13 protein-coding genes are annotated in these 18,949 nt (G+C 62.4%); 8 read left to right on the forward strand and 5 right to left on the reverse strand.

Annotated features, from left to right (window positions below; all coding sequences use genetic code 11):
* Window positions 1–2: 2 nt before the first annotated feature.
* Window positions 3–899 (reverse strand): LysR family transcriptional regulator, encoded by an 897-nt coding sequence (locus VSR68_RS04290; protein ID WP_342938603.1) that lies wholly within the window; start codon window positions 897–899, stop codon window positions 3–5.
* A 95-nt stretch (window positions 900–994) separates the two neighbouring features.
* Here VSR68_RS04290 and VSR68_RS04295 point away from each other — a divergent pair, with 95 nt between their 5' ends.
* The 8 genes from VSR68_RS04295 (at window position 995) to VSR68_RS04330 (ending at window position 9,945) form a co-directional block, all read left to right on the forward strand.
* On the forward strand, window positions 995–1,744 hold the full coding sequence (locus VSR68_RS04295; RefSeq protein ID WP_342938604.1) for a sulfite exporter TauE/SafE family protein: 750 nt from the start codon (window positions 995–997) through the stop codon (window positions 1,742–1,744).
* A 75-nt stretch (window positions 1,745–1,819) separates the two neighbouring features.
* The gene (locus VSR68_RS04300) at window positions 1,820–2,359 is read left to right on the forward strand and encodes a carboxymuconolactone decarboxylase family protein (RefSeq protein WP_342938605.1); all 540 of its coding nucleotides are present in this window, start codon (window positions 1,820–1,822) and stop codon (window positions 2,357–2,359) included.
* A 111-nt stretch (window positions 2,360–2,470) separates the two neighbouring features.
* Window positions 2,471–3,103, forward strand: a complete 633-nt coding sequence (locus tag VSR68_RS04305; protein WP_342938606.1) for a LysE family translocator — start codon at window positions 2,471–2,473, stop codon at window positions 3,101–3,103.
* A gap of 593 nt (window positions 3,104–3,696) precedes the next feature.
* Window positions 3,697–5,265: an alpha-galactosidase gene (locus VSR68_RS04310; protein ID WP_342938974.1), complete on the forward strand. Its 1,569-nt coding sequence runs from the start codon at window positions 3,697–3,699 to the stop codon at window positions 5,263–5,265.
* A 104-nt stretch (window positions 5,266–5,369) separates the two neighbouring features.
* Entirely contained in the window at window positions 5,370–6,257 is an 888-nt protein-coding gene (locus tag VSR68_RS04315; protein ID WP_342938607.1) for a LysR family transcriptional regulator, read from the forward strand.
* A 399-nt stretch (window positions 6,258–6,656) separates the two neighbouring features.
* Window positions 6,657–7,859, forward strand: coding sequence for a CoA transferase (locus tag VSR68_RS04320; protein WP_342938608.1), 1,203 nt, complete (start codon window positions 6,657–6,659; stop codon window positions 7,857–7,859).
* Window positions 7,856–8,620: an enoyl-CoA hydratase gene (locus VSR68_RS04325; protein ID WP_342938609.1), complete on the forward strand. Its 765-nt coding sequence runs from the start codon at window positions 7,856–7,858 to the stop codon at window positions 8,618–8,620. Before VSR68_RS04320 ends, VSR68_RS04325 begins: the two co-directional genes overlap by 4 nt.
* A 26-nt stretch (window positions 8,621–8,646) precedes the next feature.
* Window positions 8,647–9,945 carry an MFS transporter gene (locus tag VSR68_RS04330; RefSeq protein ID WP_342938610.1) on the forward strand — a complete coding sequence of 433 codons (1,299 nt, stop codon included), beginning with the start codon at window positions 8,647–8,649 and terminating at the stop codon, window positions 9,943–9,945.
* Between the two features lie 75 nt (window positions 9,946–10,020).
* On the opposite strand, the gene VSR68_RS04335 is transcribed toward VSR68_RS04330, so the two are convergent.
* From VSR68_RS04335 to VSR68_RS04350, 4 genes are all read right to left on the reverse strand, one after another.
* On the reverse strand, window positions 10,021–10,281 hold the full coding sequence (locus VSR68_RS04335; RefSeq protein ID WP_342938611.1) for a hypothetical protein: 261 nt from the start codon (window positions 10,279–10,281) through the stop codon (window positions 10,021–10,023).
* Window positions 10,282–10,367: 86 nt separating this feature from the next.
* Entirely contained in the window at window positions 10,368–10,532 is a 165-nt protein-coding gene (locus VSR68_RS04340; protein WP_152761854.1) for an FmdB family zinc ribbon protein, read from the reverse strand.
* A 134-nt stretch (window positions 10,533–10,666) separates the two neighbouring features.
* Window positions 10,667–12,811 carry a response regulator gene (locus VSR68_RS04345; protein WP_342938612.1) on the reverse strand — a complete coding sequence of 715 codons (2,145 nt, stop codon included), beginning with the start codon at window positions 12,809–12,811 and terminating at the stop codon, window positions 10,667–10,669.
* A gap of 9 nt (window positions 12,812–12,820) precedes the next feature.
* The gene (locus VSR68_RS04350; RefSeq protein ID WP_342938613.1) at window positions 12,821–18,838 is read right to left on the reverse strand and encodes a hybrid sensor histidine kinase/response regulator; all 6,018 of its coding nucleotides are present in this window, start codon (window positions 18,836–18,838) and stop codon (window positions 12,821–12,823) included.
* Window positions 18,839–18,949: the final 111 nt, after the last annotated feature.

The following is an 18,949-nucleotide window of genomic DNA, read 5'->3' on the forward strand; positions in this document are numbered from 1 at the left end:
GGCTAAGCGCTCGGCGCTCCGCCGCCGAGATGCGTCAGCAGGCTTTGCATCGGCGCAGACAGCGTGTGCCATTGCTGGAAGCACAGACAAAGCCGTCTGCGCGCCCAGCCATCGCTGATCGTAATAGTCTTGAACGGATATCTGCGTCGAAAGCGCCGGGCGACCGCCAGTGGGATGATCGCTACTCCCACCCCCTGCGATACCATCTGGCACGATCCCTCGAAGTTTTTCATGCGAATACGGAGTGCTAACGTCTTGCGCAGATCGGCAGCGTGTTTGTCGATGTGATCCTGAAGCGCGCTCCCGGCCTCAAGGCCAACGAACTGCTCACCCGTAACATCGGCAAAGCAAACTTCCTTCGATTCCGCGAGTCTGTGCGCAACAGGAACAATCAGGACGAGATGGTCACTGGCGACAGGCTGGATTGTGAGACCTGTCGGGTTGACTGCATCCGATACCACACCCGCTTCGGCCAGTCCTGCGCCGATCATCTTCACAATCTCGGCACTCGTCCGCTCTCTCAGATCGATCTTCAGACGCGGACGCTGCGCAAGCCACGGGGCAAGCTTCTGCGGCAAGAGGCCAGTCAGCGCTGCCGTATTCGCGTACAGCAGCAACGTACCTCGCGCACCGGCGCCATAGTCGCGCAGTTCTCCCTGCAACAGGCTGTGCTGTCGGAGTATCAGACGCGCATGGTGCGCTAACGCCTCTCCTGCCTCGGTCGTTACCACGCCCCTGCGGCTTCTTTCGAGCAGAACGACACCGGCATCCGACTCGATGTTACTGATCCGCTCGCTTGCCGACGCCAGTGCGAGATTCGCCTGCCGGGCCCCGGCTGTAATGCTGCCAGCATCGACCACACAAACGAACAGACGCAGATCCGCGAGATCGAATCTCATACATTCACCAAGACAGATTTCCCTTCGGACAATCCGAAGGTGGCATCGGAAAAACCGCATTGTGCCAGTTTCCGGTTGGAGGCGTAATACCGTGCATGAATACTCTGACCTTCGGATTGACCTGCCTGCTCCTTGCCACGTTTCTCGGAGCCGGTGTGGTTAAAGGCGTGACCGGAATGGGCTTGCCCACGGTTGCCATGGGCCTGCTCGGGGCTGTCATGTCGCCGCTTACGGCGGCGGCGATCCTGATCATTCCGTCGTTCGTGACCAACGTGTGGCAGATGCTCGTTGGGCGAGACAAACTCCGCCTCATGCGACGGCTGTGGCTAATGATGCTCTGCATCGTGATCGGTACTGTTCTGGGGGCGCGACTGCTGGTAGTCGTCGATCCCGTCTGGTCGGGCCGTGCTTTGGGAATCGCCCTGATTGCCTATGCAGCCTATGCACTGTTTTCGCCGGCTATCTCAACCTCGGAACGGGTCGAGCCCTGGCTTTCGCCCGTCATCGGCATTGTTACCGGGTTGTTGACTGGCGCCACCGGCGTCTTCACGCTTCCGGCTGTGCCCTATCTGCAATCGTTGGGGCTTCAGAAAGACGAGCTCGTGCAGGCTCTCGGCCTTTCGTTCACCGTCTCCACAGTTGCTCTCGCAGGAGGGCTCCTGGCTCATGGCGCGTTCCGGCTTGACCAGCTTGGTCTGTCGATGCTGGCTGTCCTTCCCGCTCTCGTCGGCATGTGGCTGGGCTCGATCGTGCGGCAGAGGATCAGCCCGAAGACCTTCCGCCGCTGCTTTCTCCTCTTTCTCGTGGTCCTGGGCCTCGAACTGGCGCTGCGTCCGTTTTCCTGAGTTCTGGCCATCCGATGAAGAGTCACACCGTGAGCCGTATCGCTATTCCCGCCACATCTGATGAAGAGTCACACTATGAGCCGTATCGCTATTCCCGACATCGAGTCCGCCACCGGCGCCACTGCCGATATCTATGCGCGGGTAAAGAAGATTTCCGGTGGCCGCGTCCCCAATACATACGCCGCGTTGGGCTATCTTGTACCGGCGTCTTTGGCTGCGGTGCTCGACGCCCAGGGCACATTGAACGCGGGCAGCCTGAGCCGGCAAGAGCACGAAACCATCAAGCTGCTAGTCAGCGAGAAAACCGGTTGCGACGTTTGTGTGGCCGCACACAGCTTCGTGGGCAAACTGGTGGGCCTGCCGGCCGATGCGCTGCGCGCCATTCGCGCGGGGCAGCCCACCGGTGACGCCAGGCGTGATGCGTTGGTGCGCTTCGTGTCCCACCTGCATACCACGAGCGGCACGATCAGCGACGACGAATTTAATGCCATCCGCGCGGCCGGCTACACCGACGCCCAACTGGCGGAGATCTCGCTGACCATTGCGCTCGGCATCTTCACCAATACCTTCAATCGTATCAACGGCACCGACGTCGACTTTCCGCCGGTCGATTAAGCCGCCTCGCCGGGCGTGCATGGCATCACACATCCCGGTTTCGCCCGGCTCCTCATGGACGCAATGCGTGCCGATACGAGAGGTATCGCGATCTTGTCATGGAGACATGCAATGCCTGAACACACTTCTCTTCTGGCCTTTGGCCTCGTCGCACTGGGCATCGCGCTTACGCCGGGCCCGAACATGATTTACCTCGTCTCACGATCGATCTGCCAGGGCCGCGCCGCGGGGCTGATCTCGCTAGGCGGCGTCGCGCTCGGCTTCGTCGTCTATATGTTGTGTGCGGCACTTGGCATCACTGCGCTGCTACTCGCGGTGCCGTTCGCGTATGACGCTTTGCGCTTCGGCGGCGCGCTCTATCTGCTTTGGCTTGCGTGGCAAGCGGTAAAGCCGGGTGGACGTTCGCCGTTCCAGGTGCGCGACCTGCCCGCCGATAGTCCGCGCACGCTGTTCACGATGGGCTTCGTGACGAATGTGTTGAATCCGAAAATCGCGGTGCTTTATCTTTCGCTGCTGCCGCAGTTCATCGATCCGCGGCACGGCAGCGTGCTCGGCCAATCGCTCGCACTCGGGTTCGTACAGATTGCGTTGAGCATCAGCGTGAACGCGGTAATCGCGATAAGCGCGGGTTCGATCGCCGGATTTCTCGCGCGCCGGCCCAGATGGCTTTCGATCCAGCGCTGGATGATGGGAACTGTATTGACGGGCCTGGCCGTTCGGATGGCGATGGAAGCGCGCCGATAGCACGTCTGCGCGCGGGTCGCGCGCGCCGCAGGCTTCAGGCAAGCGCGACCCGGATGAATGTGTGCAGTTGCGCCGAACCCGCGTGAATCGGGCGCGGCTCGCAACGCACGTTATCCCGATCGAAGATGTCCTGGCGCGACTCGCCATGTTCATCAAGCCATTGGCAGACCCGTCTAAACGGGAACCGTGCTTGCTTCGTGACCGATCCGTATCGAGGCGACGGCACGCACAATGAGCGGCAACCGCAGATCGAATCGACGGCCCGAACGTCGGCAGCCGAGCCGAGAGCGGACGTTAGCGCGCGTCGAACCTTTGACAAGAAGTGGCCGGTCGCAGCCCAACCCCTCCTTCCTCCCGCAAATCCGCGAAAAAACTTTCTGCGCGCCTGCTATTAGACTGACTTCGTGCGGCCCTGTCTGGAGACGGCTATGCGATTGCATTGTCATCGGCGCGTGTTCGTTGCTCTATTGCTCATTGCGAGCCTGTGCGCGTGCGGCCGCGTCACCGACTCTGCAAATGGCGAAGCGGCGCATTCCACGCACGCGCCCGACGTCACGCGTCGTGCGACGCAAATACCCGTGCCTCCGCCGCCTATGGGCTGGTCATCATGGAACAGTCTGGGCGAAGGCGTGAACCACGACGTCATCAAGGCGCAGACCGACGGACTGGCGGCGCTGAACGCGCGCATTGCTTCGGGTCATCGATACAAGTACGTGAACATCGACGAAGGCTGGTGGCTCTCGGGACAACGAGACGCAAGCGGCAACTTTATCGTCGATACGGCGCAATGGCCCGGCGGCATGCAGGCCATTGCGCGATATATCCACGACAAGGGGCTGAAGGCGGGCATCTATATCGATGCGGGCCCGCGAGGCTGCGGCAAGCGGGCCGATGGCACGCATTTCGTCGGAAGCGATCCGGCACACTACGATCACGACTTTCTGCAATTCGCCCAATGGGGATTCGACTTCATCAAGGTCGATTTTTGCGGGGGCGCGGCGAAAGGCTACGATCCGGAGAAGACCTATCGCTCCATTGCTCAGTCCATCAAGCGGGCTTATGCGCAGACGAGCCATCTCCTGACGCTCAGCCTCTGCGACTGGGGCACGATACCCACCGACACATCGTTTCCCGACTACAACGAAGGGCCGTGGGCATGGGGCGCCGGCGTCGGCGCGATGTGGCGAACCACGCGCGACATCACGCCGGACTTCGATAGCGTGATCTACAACCTGGCCGGCAACCTTCATCCGGCGGGACAGCATACCGGCTTCTACAACGATCCCGACATGATGGTCGCCGGCATGCGGATGTCGGCCCTTCACGACCAGGCGCACATCAGCCTGTGGGCGATTTCCGGCGCGCCGATGATCCTCGGCAACGATCTGGCGAAGCCGCTCTCACCCGACACGGCACGCCTGCTGACGAATCCCGAAGTGCTCGCAATCGATCAGGATGCGCTAGGCCTGCAAGGTCTGCTGGTCGCGCAGTCAGGCCGCCTCCAGGTGTGGGCGAAGCTGCTCGCGGGAACGGGACAGCGAGCGGTCGTGCTCTTCAACAACTCCGCGAAGGCTGCGCCGATGACGGTCACATGGGATTCGCTCGGCCTCGTTCCGTCATCGCAGGCAACGGTGCGGGACGTGTGGGCCCGGAAGGATCTCGGCCGGTTTGCGACGTCCTATACGGCACCTGGCGTGCCCGCCGGAGGCGTGGTCATGCTCACGATAAGCGGCACTGATCCTGCGCCCGTGATGTGGCAACCGGGTCCGCTGGCCGGCGGCGCCGTCTCTGCGCGCTGCCCAACGTGCGCGAGCGGCATGAAGGTGACGGGCCTCGGCACGGTGAATTTCAGCGGAATGGCGTCGGACGCGCGCGGGGGCTTCATCGAAATCGGCTACGTCAACGACAGCGCGCGAACCGTCTTTGCGCATCTGACGATGAACGGCCAGCGGCCCACGATGCTCGCCTTCCCTCCGACTCGCGGCGACGCAAGCATGGGCGCCATCACGGTCTACGTGCCGTTTCAAGCGGGACGAAATGCGCTGGCGTTGTCGAATGCGGACCCGTCGACGCCCGCACCCGACATCGGCTACGTCGCGACGGTCAGCGGACCCGTGCCTGTTTCACAGACAGTTTCCATAGAGCGCCGCACCGAAAACTGATTGCCACTCGACGAACGGTCAGCTGCAACTGCGCTAGTCACCCGCGTGCGGCTGACGGACAATCTCGCTCACCCGCCCTCATTCAATCCGGAGATTCGATCATCGTGAGAGTCGACACGACAACCGTTCGGCTGGTCCTCGCCATCGTGGACGAAGGCAGCATTTCACGGGCAGCGGACAAGCTGGGGCTCGCAGTGGCGGCCGCATCGCGCCGCGTATCCGATCTGGAGGAGCAGCTCGGCGCAAAGCTGTTTCGCCGTGTGCCGCACGGCGTCGAAGTCACCGAATCCGGCGACAAGCTGCTGCGCTATATCCGCCAGATCGACACGCTCGTCGACCGGCTCGCGGGCGATGCACAGACGCTCGCTCACGGACTGGAGGGGCGCATCATCATCGGCGCGCCGAAGGCGGTCGTCATCGAATTTCTTGCGCGCGATATCGCGGGCATCCAACGCACGTACCCGGGCATCTCGCTGAAGATCGTCGAGGAGAACAGCAAGATCGTTCAGCAGTTGCTGCGCGACAAGGTGATCGACATCGGCATCTACGAGAAAAAGAGCGGCTTTCTGGACCTGCCGCAACTGCCGTATCGCGAAGACCGTCTGGTGCTCGTCTACAGCCGCCCGCATTTCCAGTTTCCCGATACGCCCATCGCCATCGACGATCTGTTCGACATTCCTCTCGTCAGCCTCGGCAAGGGCTCGGCGATTCTTTCCGCGGTGCAGCGCGCGTATCGCAGCCGTGGCCGCCACTTCACCAACGATTTTTCCGTCAACGGCTTCGACACGATGCTCGCGTTCGTGCGGCACGGTCTCGGCGTCGGCCTGATGCCGCCCGCCGTGCTGGACAGCTTCCATCCCGAGGAAACGCTCGCCCGCGCCGAACTGCAAGGCGACTGGCATCAGCGAAGCTATGTGCTTTCGTGCGTCGAGGGGCATGCGCAGGCGCAGACGCTGGAGAACGTCGTCAACGCGTTGATCGCGCCGCGATAGGACGCGTGCCAGGCCCATACCTTGGCCCTACTCTCGCAAAATACACTGGCCACACCCTGCCACCGCCCCGGCCTCAACTAGCCATACCAGGCTGAATCGGCGATCGCTCATCGCCTTTCGCGATTCGCGAAACCAGCCATGATTCTTAGATGCTTGCCGCCGTCTCCCGACTGAGTGACAGTTGTAAAAACAACGAGTACCCGGAGACAACACGACGGGCGGCGCACTTCGGCTCATAGCACCGAAGCATCCACGCGGTCGTCACGCACCGCGCCGCGCACACGCGCCCCGACATTTCCGCAGCCCGCTTCTTGCCGCTGCCGATGCAATTCCATCGATTGCCGCCCTTGCGCTCTTCACGCACGGCGATCGTTCGCACAACCTTTCAGGAGACTTCACATGGCGCAAACCGACCAATCCGCGCGACCGGCGCAATCCGCACAAGCGCAAGCGTTACCGCTGCAGGGCATCCGCGTGCTGGACGTCAGCCAGGTGATGGCAGGACCGTTTGCCTGCATGCTGCTCGCCGATCTCGGCGCCGACGTGATCAAGGTCGAGCCGCTCGAAGGCGATCAGACGCGCGGCGCAATGGGCTTCAAGATGAAGGGGCCCGACAGCATGGGCTTTCTGAACATGAACCGCAACAAGCGTTCGCTCGCGCTGGACCTGAAGAGCGACGAAGGCCGCGAGTTCTTCTACAAGCTGGCGAAAACGGCCGACGTCATCGTCGAAAACTACCGGCCCGGCGTCGTGCAGCGTCTGCGGATCGACTACGAGTCGATTCGCGCGATCAATCCGAAGATCGTGTACGCAAGCATCTCCGGGTTCGGTCAGAGCGGGCCGTGGGCGTCGCGTCCGGGCTTCGATCTGATGGCGCAGGCGATGTCGGGCGTGATGAGCGTGACGGGCTACAAGGGCGGCAAGCCCGTGAAGGCGGGCGTGCCTGTCGCCGATATCGGCTGCGCGCTCTTTGCCGTCTATGGCGTGCTGTCGGCGTACATCGGCGCGCAAGCGACGGGCGAGGGACAGCACATCGACGCATCGCTGTTCGACTCGGCGATGGCGTTCTCGATCTGGGACATGTCGGACTTCTGGGGCACAGGCGTGCCGCCGACGCCGCTCGGCACGAGCAACAAGATGAGCGCGCCCTATCAGGCCGTGGAGGCACGCGACGGTTACTTCGTGATGGGCGCGACCAACCAGAAGCTGTGGACGAACCTGTGCGAGTTGCTCGAGCGCCCCGACCTCCTCCGGCATCCCGACTACGAAACCGTGTCGCTGCGCCTCAAGAATCGCGAAGCGCTGATCGAAACGCTCGAGCAGTCGTTCGCGCGACGCGACTGCGAGGACTGGATCGAGACGATGCTCGCGGCCGGCATCCCGGCGGGCCCGATCCTCTCCTATCCCGAGGCGTTCGGCAGCGAGCACGCCCAGCATCGCGGCATGTGCATGGAGATCGATCACCCGATCGAAGGCAAGGTGAAGAACATCGGCTTCCCCGTCAAGCTGCTGGGCACGCCGCAGCAAGTGCGGCGCCACCCGCCGCTGCTCGGCGAGCACAACGACGAACTCTTCGCCGAAATCAACGGAGCGCAGCCATGAGCGACCATGTCAAGTTGAGCATGCCCGACGCGGGCACGGCCGAGATTCTGATCGACCGTCCCGAGCGGCACAACGCGATGACGATCCCGATGTACGAAACGCTGCTCGCGCTGATCGACCAATGCGAGCGCGACGAGGCTGTGCGCTGCATCCTGATCCGCGGCGCGGGCGGCAAGTCGTTCGTATCGGGCACCGACATCGGCTATTTCAGCGACTTTCGCAACGGACGTCAGGGCGTCGCCTATGAAGCCCTCGTCGAACGCGTGATCGACGCCGTCGAACGCATACGCGTGCCGACAGTCGCCGTCATCGACGGCTGGGCCGTGGGCGGCGGGCTCGCGCTCGCGACCGCGTGCGATTTTCGCGTGTGCAGCGATGCGTCGAAGTTCGGCGCGCCGATCGCGAAGACGTTGTCGAACACGCTGTCGTCGCGCAATATCGCGCGGCTTCACGCGGCGTTCGGCGTGCCGCGCGTCAAGAAGATGCTGATGCTCGCCGACTATCTGGGCGCCGACGAAGCGCTCGCATGCGGCTACGTCTACGAAGTCTGCGCAAAGGACGCGCTGGACGCCGCTGCGCGCACGCTCGCGCAGCGCCTGAGCGCGCTGTCGCAGGAGACACAGCATGCCGTCAAGGAAAGCCTGCGGCGCATCGTCGTCGAACAGCGCCTCGACGATGAAGACCTCATCGAGACGGTCTACGGCAGCAGCGCGTTTCGCGATGCCGTCGCCGCGTTCACGGCTGGTTCGTCGAAGCGCTAGCAGCAGAATCCATAAGAGGAGGAGACATGAAACGAACGCTGCCGAAGGCCACGACCGTGGTTCTGGCGATGCTGTGCCTGATGTACCTCATCACCTATGTGGACCGGGTCAACATCAGCACGGCTGCGGGTCAGTTCAAGAGCGAGCTCGGGCTCACGAACACGCAACTGGGGCTGATCTTTTCCGCATTCGCCTATCCGTATGTGATCTTCCAGTTCATCGGCGGATGGGTCAGCGACCGCTTCGGCGCACGACGCACGCTGATCGCGTGCGCGGCCGTGTGGGCCGTCGCGACGGCGCTCACGGGCCTCGCGGGCGGATTCGTCTCGCTGATCGCCGCGCGCCTGCTGCTGGGGCTCGGCGAAGGCGCGACCTTTCCGGCATCGACGAGCGCAATGGCCGCATGGGTGACGAAGGACAAGCGCGGCATGGCGCAAGGCATCACGCATTCGTGCGCGAGACTCGGCAACGCGATCGCGCCGATGCTGGTGCTCGCGCTGATGACGGCGTTCGACTGGCGCTTCTCGTTCTATCTGCTCGGCGCGTTCAGCGCGGGATGGCTCGTGCTGTGGCTTCTGACGTACACGGAGCGGCCCGCCGATCATCCGCGCATCACGCGCGAGGAACTGGACATCCTGCCGCCGCCGAAGACGACGCATCCCGCCGACGCGCGCGGCACGTGGATGCGGCTCTACCGCCGCATGGCGCCCGTGTCCGCCGTCTACTTCTGCTACAACTGGATTCTGTGGCTGATGCTCGACTGGATGCCGCTCTACTTCATGCACAGCTTCCATCTGAACATCAAGAAGGCCGTCGTGTTCACATCCGGCGTGTTCATTGCAGGCGTGGTCGGCGATCTCGTGGGCGGCCTCATCAGCGACCGGCTGTTGCGCAGGACGGGCAACGTCAAGCTCGCGCGCAGCTATTTCGTCGCGTTCTGCATGGCGCTGACGGGTCTGTCGCTGGTGCCCGTCGTGCTGCTGCACGATCCCGTGTACTCGCTCGTGTTTCTCGGCGCCGCGATGTTCTTCAATGAAATGAACATCGGCCCGATGTGGGCGATCCCGATGGACATCGCCTACGATCGCGCCGGCACGGCAAGCGGAATCATGAGCGGCAACGGCTTTATCGCGGCGATCGTGAGCCCGGTGGTGGCAGGCTATGTCGTCGATCACATCGGCAACTGGAACGTGACTTTCATGCTGTCGATCGGGATTATGATCTGCGGAATCGTGTTGAGCTTCGCGATGAAGCCCGACGTCGCCTTTGCCGAAAACACGAAGGCCGACAGGCCGCGCGGCATCGCAGAGCCGTCGACCTTCTGAACGCCGGGAAAATAACGCACCGTCCGCTTCGCGACTGATGCGAACGCGGCCGGTGAAGCGCAAGGTCCGGCGGCGTCAGCGATGAACGTCGCCGTCGGGAGCGGGCAACACAAAGCCCTTCGCCTGCTCCCGGTCCTGCAGGTTCACTGCGGCAATGACGGTGTTTCGCGGAATGAGGATTTTCAATCCGTCATGCTCCGCTTCGCAGATGTCTTCGCTCGCGTCGAAGGTTTCGCAAACCAACTGGCTCCAGTCGTCCCGTTTCCCGTGCTCCTTGAACACCTCGGGTGAGACGTCGCGCCAGTAGGCGCCATGCAGAATGACGAGCCATGCCATCACGACCTCGTGACGTTAAGACGTGTTTGATGCATCCATTTACCGCACAACGACGCGCGTCGTGACGGCGGGATTTGATCGGGCGCTCAACTCTTCCTGGATGTCTTCGCGACAAACGGCGTGGGTGCATGCTGCACCTTGTCGCTTCCGCATTTGGGACATTTCAGTTGCACCGTTGCATGTTCTGCGACGTGCTCCGCATGTTCGAACGTTTCACCACAACTTTGGCAACGATACTGGTAGGTCGGCATGCTGATCCTCCCGTGCGGATGAATGGGACGCGCGATCACGCGCATTCGTGCGACGTCGGCTCATCTCATTCTAGTTCGTGCGCGGGGTGCGCACATACAACCGTTTGCGCAATCGGACAAAACTGCAAACGAAATCACGTTGCGGCCATGCCGTCATAATCGCGGCCCTCTTCGCGTGTGGCCAGCAAATCGAGTAGCGACGCAGGATCGGTGGGCTTGACGAGATAGTGGTCGACGCCCGCTTCCATCGCCTGCCGCACGTTCTCTTCCTGGCCATAGCCGCTTAGCGCGATCATCAACGCGCGAGGACAAGCGCTTCCCTGCCGCAGATATCGCGCAAGCTCGTAGCCCGTCATGTCCGGCAATCCGATGTCGAGCACGACCACGTCGGGCTTCATGTCCGCGGCGACACTCAATGCGGACGCGCCGTCCGTCGCGCATCGGACGATGTAGCCGTGTATCGCGAGCAACGCTTCGAGGCTTTCCGCCGAAGCCACGAGATCGTCCACGACGAGAACGCGCGTCGCCGCCTTGCGGTTCAGATGGACGACGGTCGCGCGCACGGGCGTGATGCGCTCGGTCATCGTGCCGGGCAAGCGGATCGTAAATTCCGAGCCTTTGCCGAGCCCTTCGCTCCTGCACTGAACGGACCCGCCGTGCAGTTCCGTCAGGTGCCGAACGAGTGTCAGTCCGATGCCGAGTCCCCCGAGCGAACGATGCAGCGACGCATCGGCTTGCGCGAAAAGCTCGAACACGTGTGGCAGGAATGCGGCGTCGATGCCTTGTCCGTCGTCGGCGACGGTAATCGACGCGATGCCGTCGGCAAAGCGCGTCGACAGCGAGATATGTCCGCCTTGCGGCGTGAACTTGGACGCGTTGTTCAGCAGGTTCGCGACGATCTGCGCGAGCCGGACCACGTCGCCATCCACGACGGCATCGACGGCCCCCTCGTCGCATATCAACGTTTGCGAGTGACGTATCAGATGGGGACGGCTCGTTTCCACCGCGCGGCCGATCACGACGGAAAGCGGCACAGGCGCCTTGCGCAGCGTCACCGTGCCTCTCGCAATACGCGACACGTCCAGCAGATCTTCGACGATGCGCACCATATGCTCGACCTGCGTGCCGACGATCTCGCTTGCCCAGCGCAGCACTTCCGCATCGCCCTTCTTCGCGCTGCGCATCACGGCGGCTGCATTGGCGATCGGCGCGAGAGGATTGCGCAGTTCATGCGCGAGCATCGCGAGGAACTCGTTCTTGCGCCTGTCGCCATCGCGAATCGTCGAAAACAGCAGCGCGTTTTCGAGCGCGATGGCAGCGCGGCTGACGAACTCCTGAACGAGCGTGGTCCGCTCGGCGGGCATCGGGCCTGCGGCCGAGCAGAGCACGAGCACGCCCTTCTGGCTGCCCGTCAACAGCGGAAACGCGCTTACACACCGGATGCCTTCGCAAGACGGCGCGTCGCTAATGCTTTCGGCAACGAACTCGTCGATACCCGGCTCGTTTTCAGGGCTGCTCTCATGCAGCAATCTGTCGACGAAGCGATTCACGCCGGGAAAAGCCTGCGTGAGCGTGCCGGCCTGGAACGCCGCGAAATCCGGCGCATGCTGATCGTTGCGTCGCGCCGACCTTGCCGTATAGTCCGCGGCGAACTCGCCGATGCCTCTCACCGCGACGAACGCCGTCTCGGCAAGTTCGCCCGATGCAAGCTCCGCGATACGCTGCAATGTCGTATCGATTTCGAGCGAGCGCGTCAGCACGTGGCTCGCGGCCGCCAGAAAATCGGCGCGTTGCCGCGCGCGTTCGGCGGCCGCCCTGCCCGCTTCCGCGCGCACGAACGCCTCGCGCTCGTCCGCACGCAGCAGCAGCTCCTTGTGCATGCGGTGCATTTCCACAAAGACCTTGACCTTCGAGCGCAGAATCTCCGGCACGACGGGCGCGGAAATATAGTCGACGGCGCCCAGCGAATAGGCGCGCTTCATCTCCGACTCGTCGATATACGCAGTCACGAAGATGATCGGCGTGCTGGCCGTGCGCCGATAAGTGCGCAACAGCGACGCCGTTTCGAGACCGTCCATGCCCGGCATGTTCACGTCGAGCAGGATGACCGCGAAGTTGCGTTCCAGCACCGCCTTCAGCGCCTCGCGCCCCGATCCCACCGTAATCACGTTCTCGCCAAGCTCTTCGAGAATCGTGCGCATCACCAGGTGCTGTTGCGGCAAGTCATCGACGACGAGAATGTTGACAGGTTGCCGCGAGGAGGCGACGGCATTGTCCATTGCGCTCTCCTAGCGATGCAGCCACGCATGAAGCACCGCGAGCAGATCTTCGCGGTTGACGGGCTTGGACAAATAATCCCACGCGCCCGCTTCGATGCAGCGTTCGCGGTCGCCCTTCATCGCTTTCGCCGTCACCGCGATGATCGGCAACGTGCGGCCGACCTCGCGCTTGCGGATCTCTCTCGTCGTCGCAAGGCCGTCCATCTCCGGCATCATGATGTCCATCAGAATGATGTCGATCTGGTCGTCTGCCTCGACGAGCCGGATCGCGTCCCTGCCGTTGTCGGCCCAGACATGCTGCATTCCGTGATCCTCGAGGACGGTTGCGAGCGCAAAGATGTTGCGCATGTCGTCGTCGACGATCAGCGCCTTGCGGCCGGAGAGATCCGCATTCGCGCCATGCAGACTGTCGATCACGTCGCGCGCTTCATCATGTAGCCACTTGCGGTCGAAGTGCAGCGATGCGACTGTCGCATCGAGCATGCGGCTCATGTCCGAAACGGCGAGCGGCCGGAAGGTTTCGACATCGCGCGCCCATGCACCCGGCTCTTTCCCATGCGTCAGCACGACGAACGGCAACGGCGCAAAAAACCCTCTGTTCGAGAGCGCCGCCTTGATGTCTTCAAGGCTCGACTCGAACAGTTCCACGCCGATCGCGACCGCGCCCAGATTTCTGTCGGCGAGCGCCACCATCAGCAGCTCGCGTGTTGCCGCAAACACGGGCGCAATCTTGTCGCTCGACAACGACGACGCGAAGTGCTCGCGCTCAGGCGAATCCGGCAGCGCGACGAGCAGCTTGCGCGGCGTCGTATCGGCGTAGCGGGCCAGCGCGCTCAGCGCGTCGTCGAGTATTTCGCGCGCCTGGATCGGCTTCGCGAGAAAGGCGAACGCGCCCGCCTGCAATGCGCGCTCGCGCGACTCGTCCGTCGAGATCACGCAGACGGGCATATGCCGCGTCGCCATATCGTGCTTGAGGCGGCTCAACACGCGCCAGCCGTCCATATCCGGCAGGAACAGATCGAGCGTGATGACCTCGGGCTTGAACTGATCGGCGAGCGTCAACGCGGGGGCGCCAAGCGGCGTGACGAGTCCCTTGAAGCCGCGCTCGCGCGCCGCGTCCAGCAGGAAATGCGCGAACGCCAGATCGTTTTCGACGATCAGCAGCACTCGGTCTCCAGGCATGATGTTGAAGCGGTCGTCTTCGGGCGTGCCCGCCAGTTCGCGCGATTCGCTGACGACGGTATCGATGAACTCATGCGCCGCAAGCGCGCCTGCCTCGCTCGCGGCATCGCCGGCGTCGTCGCCGGAAACGGAGACGGTCTTTCTCGCGACGCGGCCCATCTCGCCCGACAACGGCAAATAAAGCGTGAAAGTACTGCCCTTGTTCGGCGAGCTGACAAGCCGGATTTCTCCGCCCAGCAGTTTCGACAATTCGCGGCTGATCGCAAGGCCGAGCCCCGTGCCGCCGTATTTACGGCTCGTGCTGCCGTCGGCCTGCTGGAATGCCTCGAAGATGATCTGCTGCTTGTCCGCCGAAATGCCGATGCCCGTGTCGGACACCGAAAACGCAATGACCTCTTTTGCGCGATTGAGCCCTTCGTTGTCCGCGTTCCATCCGCCGAACACTTCTTCGATCGATAACGTGACGTGCCCGCGATGCGTGAACTTGAATGCGTTCGACAACAGGTTCTTGAGGATCTGCTGCAAGCGCTTGATGTCGGTGCGGACCGACGCGGGCAGGCGCGTGCCGAGATGGATCACGAAGTCCACGTTGCGCGCTTCGGCGACGTGGCGGAACGTGCGCTCGACATACGACATGAGATCGGCGAGACGATGTTCGGCGAAGTCCATCACCACCGTGCCCGACTCGATCTTCGACAGGTCGAGAATGTCGTTGATCAGCATGAGCAGCTCGTTGCCCGACGAGTGTATCGTTCTCGAAAACTCGATTTCTTTCGCCGACAAATTGCCTTCGGGGTTCTTGCACAACTGGTCGGAAAGAATGAGCAGGCTGTTGAGCGGCGTGCGCAGCTCGTGCGACATGTTGGCCAGGAATTCCGATTTGTACTTCGACGTCAGCGCAAGCTGCTTTGCTTTTTCTTCGAGTGCCTGGCGCGCCTGCTCGACTTCGGTGTTCTTGCGCTCGACTTCCTGGTTCTGATGCGCGAGAAGCCGCGCTTTTTCCTGCAGTTCTTCGTTGGTCTGCTGCAGTTCTTCCTGACGGCTCTGCAATTCATGCGCGAGCGACTGCGATTGCTTGAGCAGATTTTCCGTTCTCGTATTGGCCTCGATCGTATTGATGACGATGCCGATGCTCTCCGTCAATTGATCGAGGAACGCAAGGTGAGTGGGATTGAAGCACTCGGACGAAGCGAGTTCGATCACGCCCTTCACCTGCCCTTCGAACACGATGGGAAGCACGAGAACATTGTGCGGCACGATGCTGATCAGCCCGGACGTAATGCGGATACTGTCGGCGCCGGACGGCTCAAGCAGAATCTTGCGACGCTCGACCGCGCATTGGCCGATGAGTCCTTCGCCCAGTTGCACGCGCTTGCCATGCGACAGATGACCGCTCGACGCATAGCTCGCCATCAGCCGCAACGACGCGGCCTCATCGGACGAATCGAACACGAAGAACTCGGCCTGCTGAACGCCGACCACGGGCGCGAGTTCGGAAAGAATCAACTGGCCGACGGCGACGAGATCCTTCTGTCCTTGCAGCATGCGGCTGAACTTGGCGAGGTTCGTCTTGAGCCAGTCCTGTTCGGTGTTGACCTGCGTCGTGTCCTTCAGGTTGCGGATCATCTCGTTGATCGTGTCCTTCAGCGCCGCGACTTCCCCGAGCGCCTCGACGGTGATCGACCGCGTGAGGTCGCCCTGCGTGACGGCCGTCGCGACTTCAGCGATGGCCCGCACCTGCGTCGTCAGGTTCGCGGCAAGCTGGTTGACGTTTTCCGTCAGCCCCTTCCACGTACCCGACGCGCCTGGCACCTTGGCCTGGCCGCCGAGCTTGCCCTCGACGCCGACCTCGCGCGCGACGGTCGTCACCTGATCGGCGAACGTCGCGAGCGTATCCGTCATGCTGTTGATCGTGTCCGCGAGCGCCGCGATTTCGCCTTTCGCTTCGACCGTCAGCTTGCGCGCGAGGTCGCCGTTCGCGACGGCCGTCACGACCTTTGCGATGCCGCGCACCTGACTCGTCAGATTGCCCGCCATGAAGTTCACGTTGTCGGTCAGATCCTTCCACGTGCCCGCGACACCTTGCACATAGGCCTGGCCGCCGAGCTTGCCTTCCGTGCCGACTTCGCGCGCGACGCGCGTCACTTCCGATGCGAACGAGCGCAACTGATCGACCATCGTATTGATCGTGTTTTTCAGTTCGAGTATTTCGCCCTTCACGTCGACGGTGATCTTCTTCGACAGGTCGCCCGCTGCAACGGCCTTCGTCACGTCCGCGATATTGCGCACCTGGCTCGTCAGGTTGCCCGCCATGAAGTTCACGTTGTCGGTCAGATCCTTCCACGTGCCCGCGACGCCCTGCACATCAGCCTGCCCGCCGAGCTTGCCTTCCGTGCCGACTTCGCGCGCGACGCGCGTCACTTCCGATGCAAACGAGCCGAGCTGATCGACCATCGTGTTGATCGTGTTTTTCAGTTCGAGAATTTCGCCCTTCACATCGACGGTGATCTTCTTCGACAGGTCGCCCGCTGCAACGGCCTTCGTCACGTCCGCGATATTGCGCACCTGGGCCGTCAGATTGCCCGCCATGAAGTTCACGTTGTCGGTCAGGTCCTTCCACGTGCCCGCGACGCCCTGCACGTCCGCCTGCCCGCCGAGCTTGCCTTCCGTGCCCACTTCGCGTGCGACACGCGTCACTTCCGATGCAAACGAGCGCAACTGATCGACCATCGTATTGATCGTGTTTTTCAGTTCGAGAATTTCGCCCTTCACGTCGACGGTGATCTTCTTCGACAGATCGCCCGCCGCGACAGCCGTCGTCACTTCGGCGATATTGCGCACCTGTGCAGTCAGATTGCTGCCCATCGAATTGACCGAGTCGGTCAGGTCTTTCCATGTACCCGCGACGCCTTGCACATCCGCCTGGCCGCCGAGCTTGCCTTCCGTGCCCACTTCGCGCGCGACGCGCGTCACTTCCGACGCAAATGAACTGAGCTGGTCCACCATCGTATTGATCGTGTTCTTAAGCTCGAGAATTTCTCCCTTCACATCGACGGTGATCTTCTTCGACAGATCGCCTGCTGCAACGGCCGTCGTCACTTCGGCGATGTTGCGTACCTGTGCGGTCAGATTGCTGCCCATCGAATTGACCGAGTCGGTCAGGTCCTTCCATGTGCCGGCGACGCCTTGCACCTCCGCCTGGCCGCCGAGCTTGCCTTCCGTGCCGACTTCGCGCGCGACGCGCGTCACTTCCGATGCAAACGAACGCAACTGATCGACCATCGTGTTGATCGTGTTCTTCAGTCCGAGAATTTCGCCCTTCACGTCGACGGTGATCTTCTTCGACAGGTCGCCAGCCGCGACGGCCGTCGTCACTTCGGCGATATTGCGCACCTGGGCCGTCAGATTGCTACCCATCGAGTTCACCGAGTCGGTCAGGTCCTTCCACGTTCCGGCGACGCCTTGCACTTCGGCCTGACCGCCGAGCTTGCCTTCCGTGCCGACTTCGCGCGCGACGCGCGTCACTTCCGACGCAAACGAACGCAATTGATCGACCATCGTATTGATCGTGTTCTTAAGCTCGAGTATTTCGCCCTTCACGTCGACGGTGATCTTCTTCGAGAGGTCGCCCGTTGCAACAGCAACCGTGACCTCCGCGATATTGCGCACCTGGCTCGTGAGATTCCCCGCCATGAAGTTCACGTTGTCGGTCAGATCCTTCCACGTGCCCGCGACGCCTTGCACGTCCGCCTGGCCGCCGAGCTTGCCTTCCGTGCCCACTTCGCGCGCGACGCGTGTCACCTCGGACGCAAACGAGCGCAACTGATCGACCATCGTGTTGATCGTGTTCTTCAGTTCGAGTATTTCGCCTTTGACGTCGACGGTGATCTTCTTCGACAGATCGCCGGCCGCGACGGCCTTCGTCACTTCGGCGATGTTGCGCACCTGGCTCGTGAGATTGCCCGCCATCGAGTTGACCGAATCGGTCAGGTCTTTCCACGTGCCAGCAACGCCCTGCACGTCGGCCTGGCCACCGAGCTTGCCTTCCGTGCCGACTTCGCGCGCGACGCGCGTCACTTCGGCGGCAAACGTGCCGAGCTGCTCAACCATCGTGTTGATCGTCTTGGCCGTGTGCAGAAACTCGCCCTGCAACGCGCGGCCATCGGCTTCGAGCGCCATGCTCTTCGACAGATCGCCCTGCGCGACCGCGCCGATCACCCGGGCGACTTCGCTCGTCGGATGAACGAGGTCGGCGATCAGCGAGTTCACCGCATCGATCGAATCGCCCCAAAAGCCGCGCGCATACGGAAGCGCGGCGCGCTCCTTAAGCCGCCCTTCCTTGCCGACCACCCGGCTCAAGCGGCCGAGTTCTTCCGACATGCAGATGCTCTGCTCGACGACGTCGTTGAAGACTTGCGCGACTTTGCCGTGAATGCCCGTCCAGTCCGCCGGCAACGAAACGGCCTCTCCTTTTTGCAAGGCAGCCAGCGCGGCGAGCACTGTTCTTGTGCATTCGTGAGCGGTCGTCACGCTGTCGAAGAGCTGATTCACCTGGGACGCGCTATCGAGCCAGACGCCTGCCAGCGCATCGCTACTGACGGCGACTTCCTTCGGCAGGAAGCCGGGACCGGAAAGACGCCTCGACATCTTGCCGATATCCTGCGCGACGCGCCCCGTCTGCGAAGACAACAGATTGAATTCGGCTGCAACTTTGCCGGCATCGCCCGCCCAGTCATCGGGCAGACGATACGACGTGTCTCCCCGGCGCAGCGCATTGAGCGCGGCAGCGATATGGGCAAGCTGATCATTGGATTGCTGCGGTGACTCGACTGCGAACGTGTCCATGCGTTCCTCACCTGTCACAAATAAGCGGCTTTATTCTGGTTTTGAATTGCGTGCTTTCACAAACTTCGTCGGTCTATGTCTTTGCTCTATTCCACCGGAGTCGCGTCTGCG

This window comes from Paraburkholderia phymatum (assembly GCF_038900715.1).
Lineage (GTDB): Bacteria > Pseudomonadota > Gammaproteobacteria > Burkholderiales > Burkholderiaceae > Paraburkholderia > Paraburkholderia phymatum_A.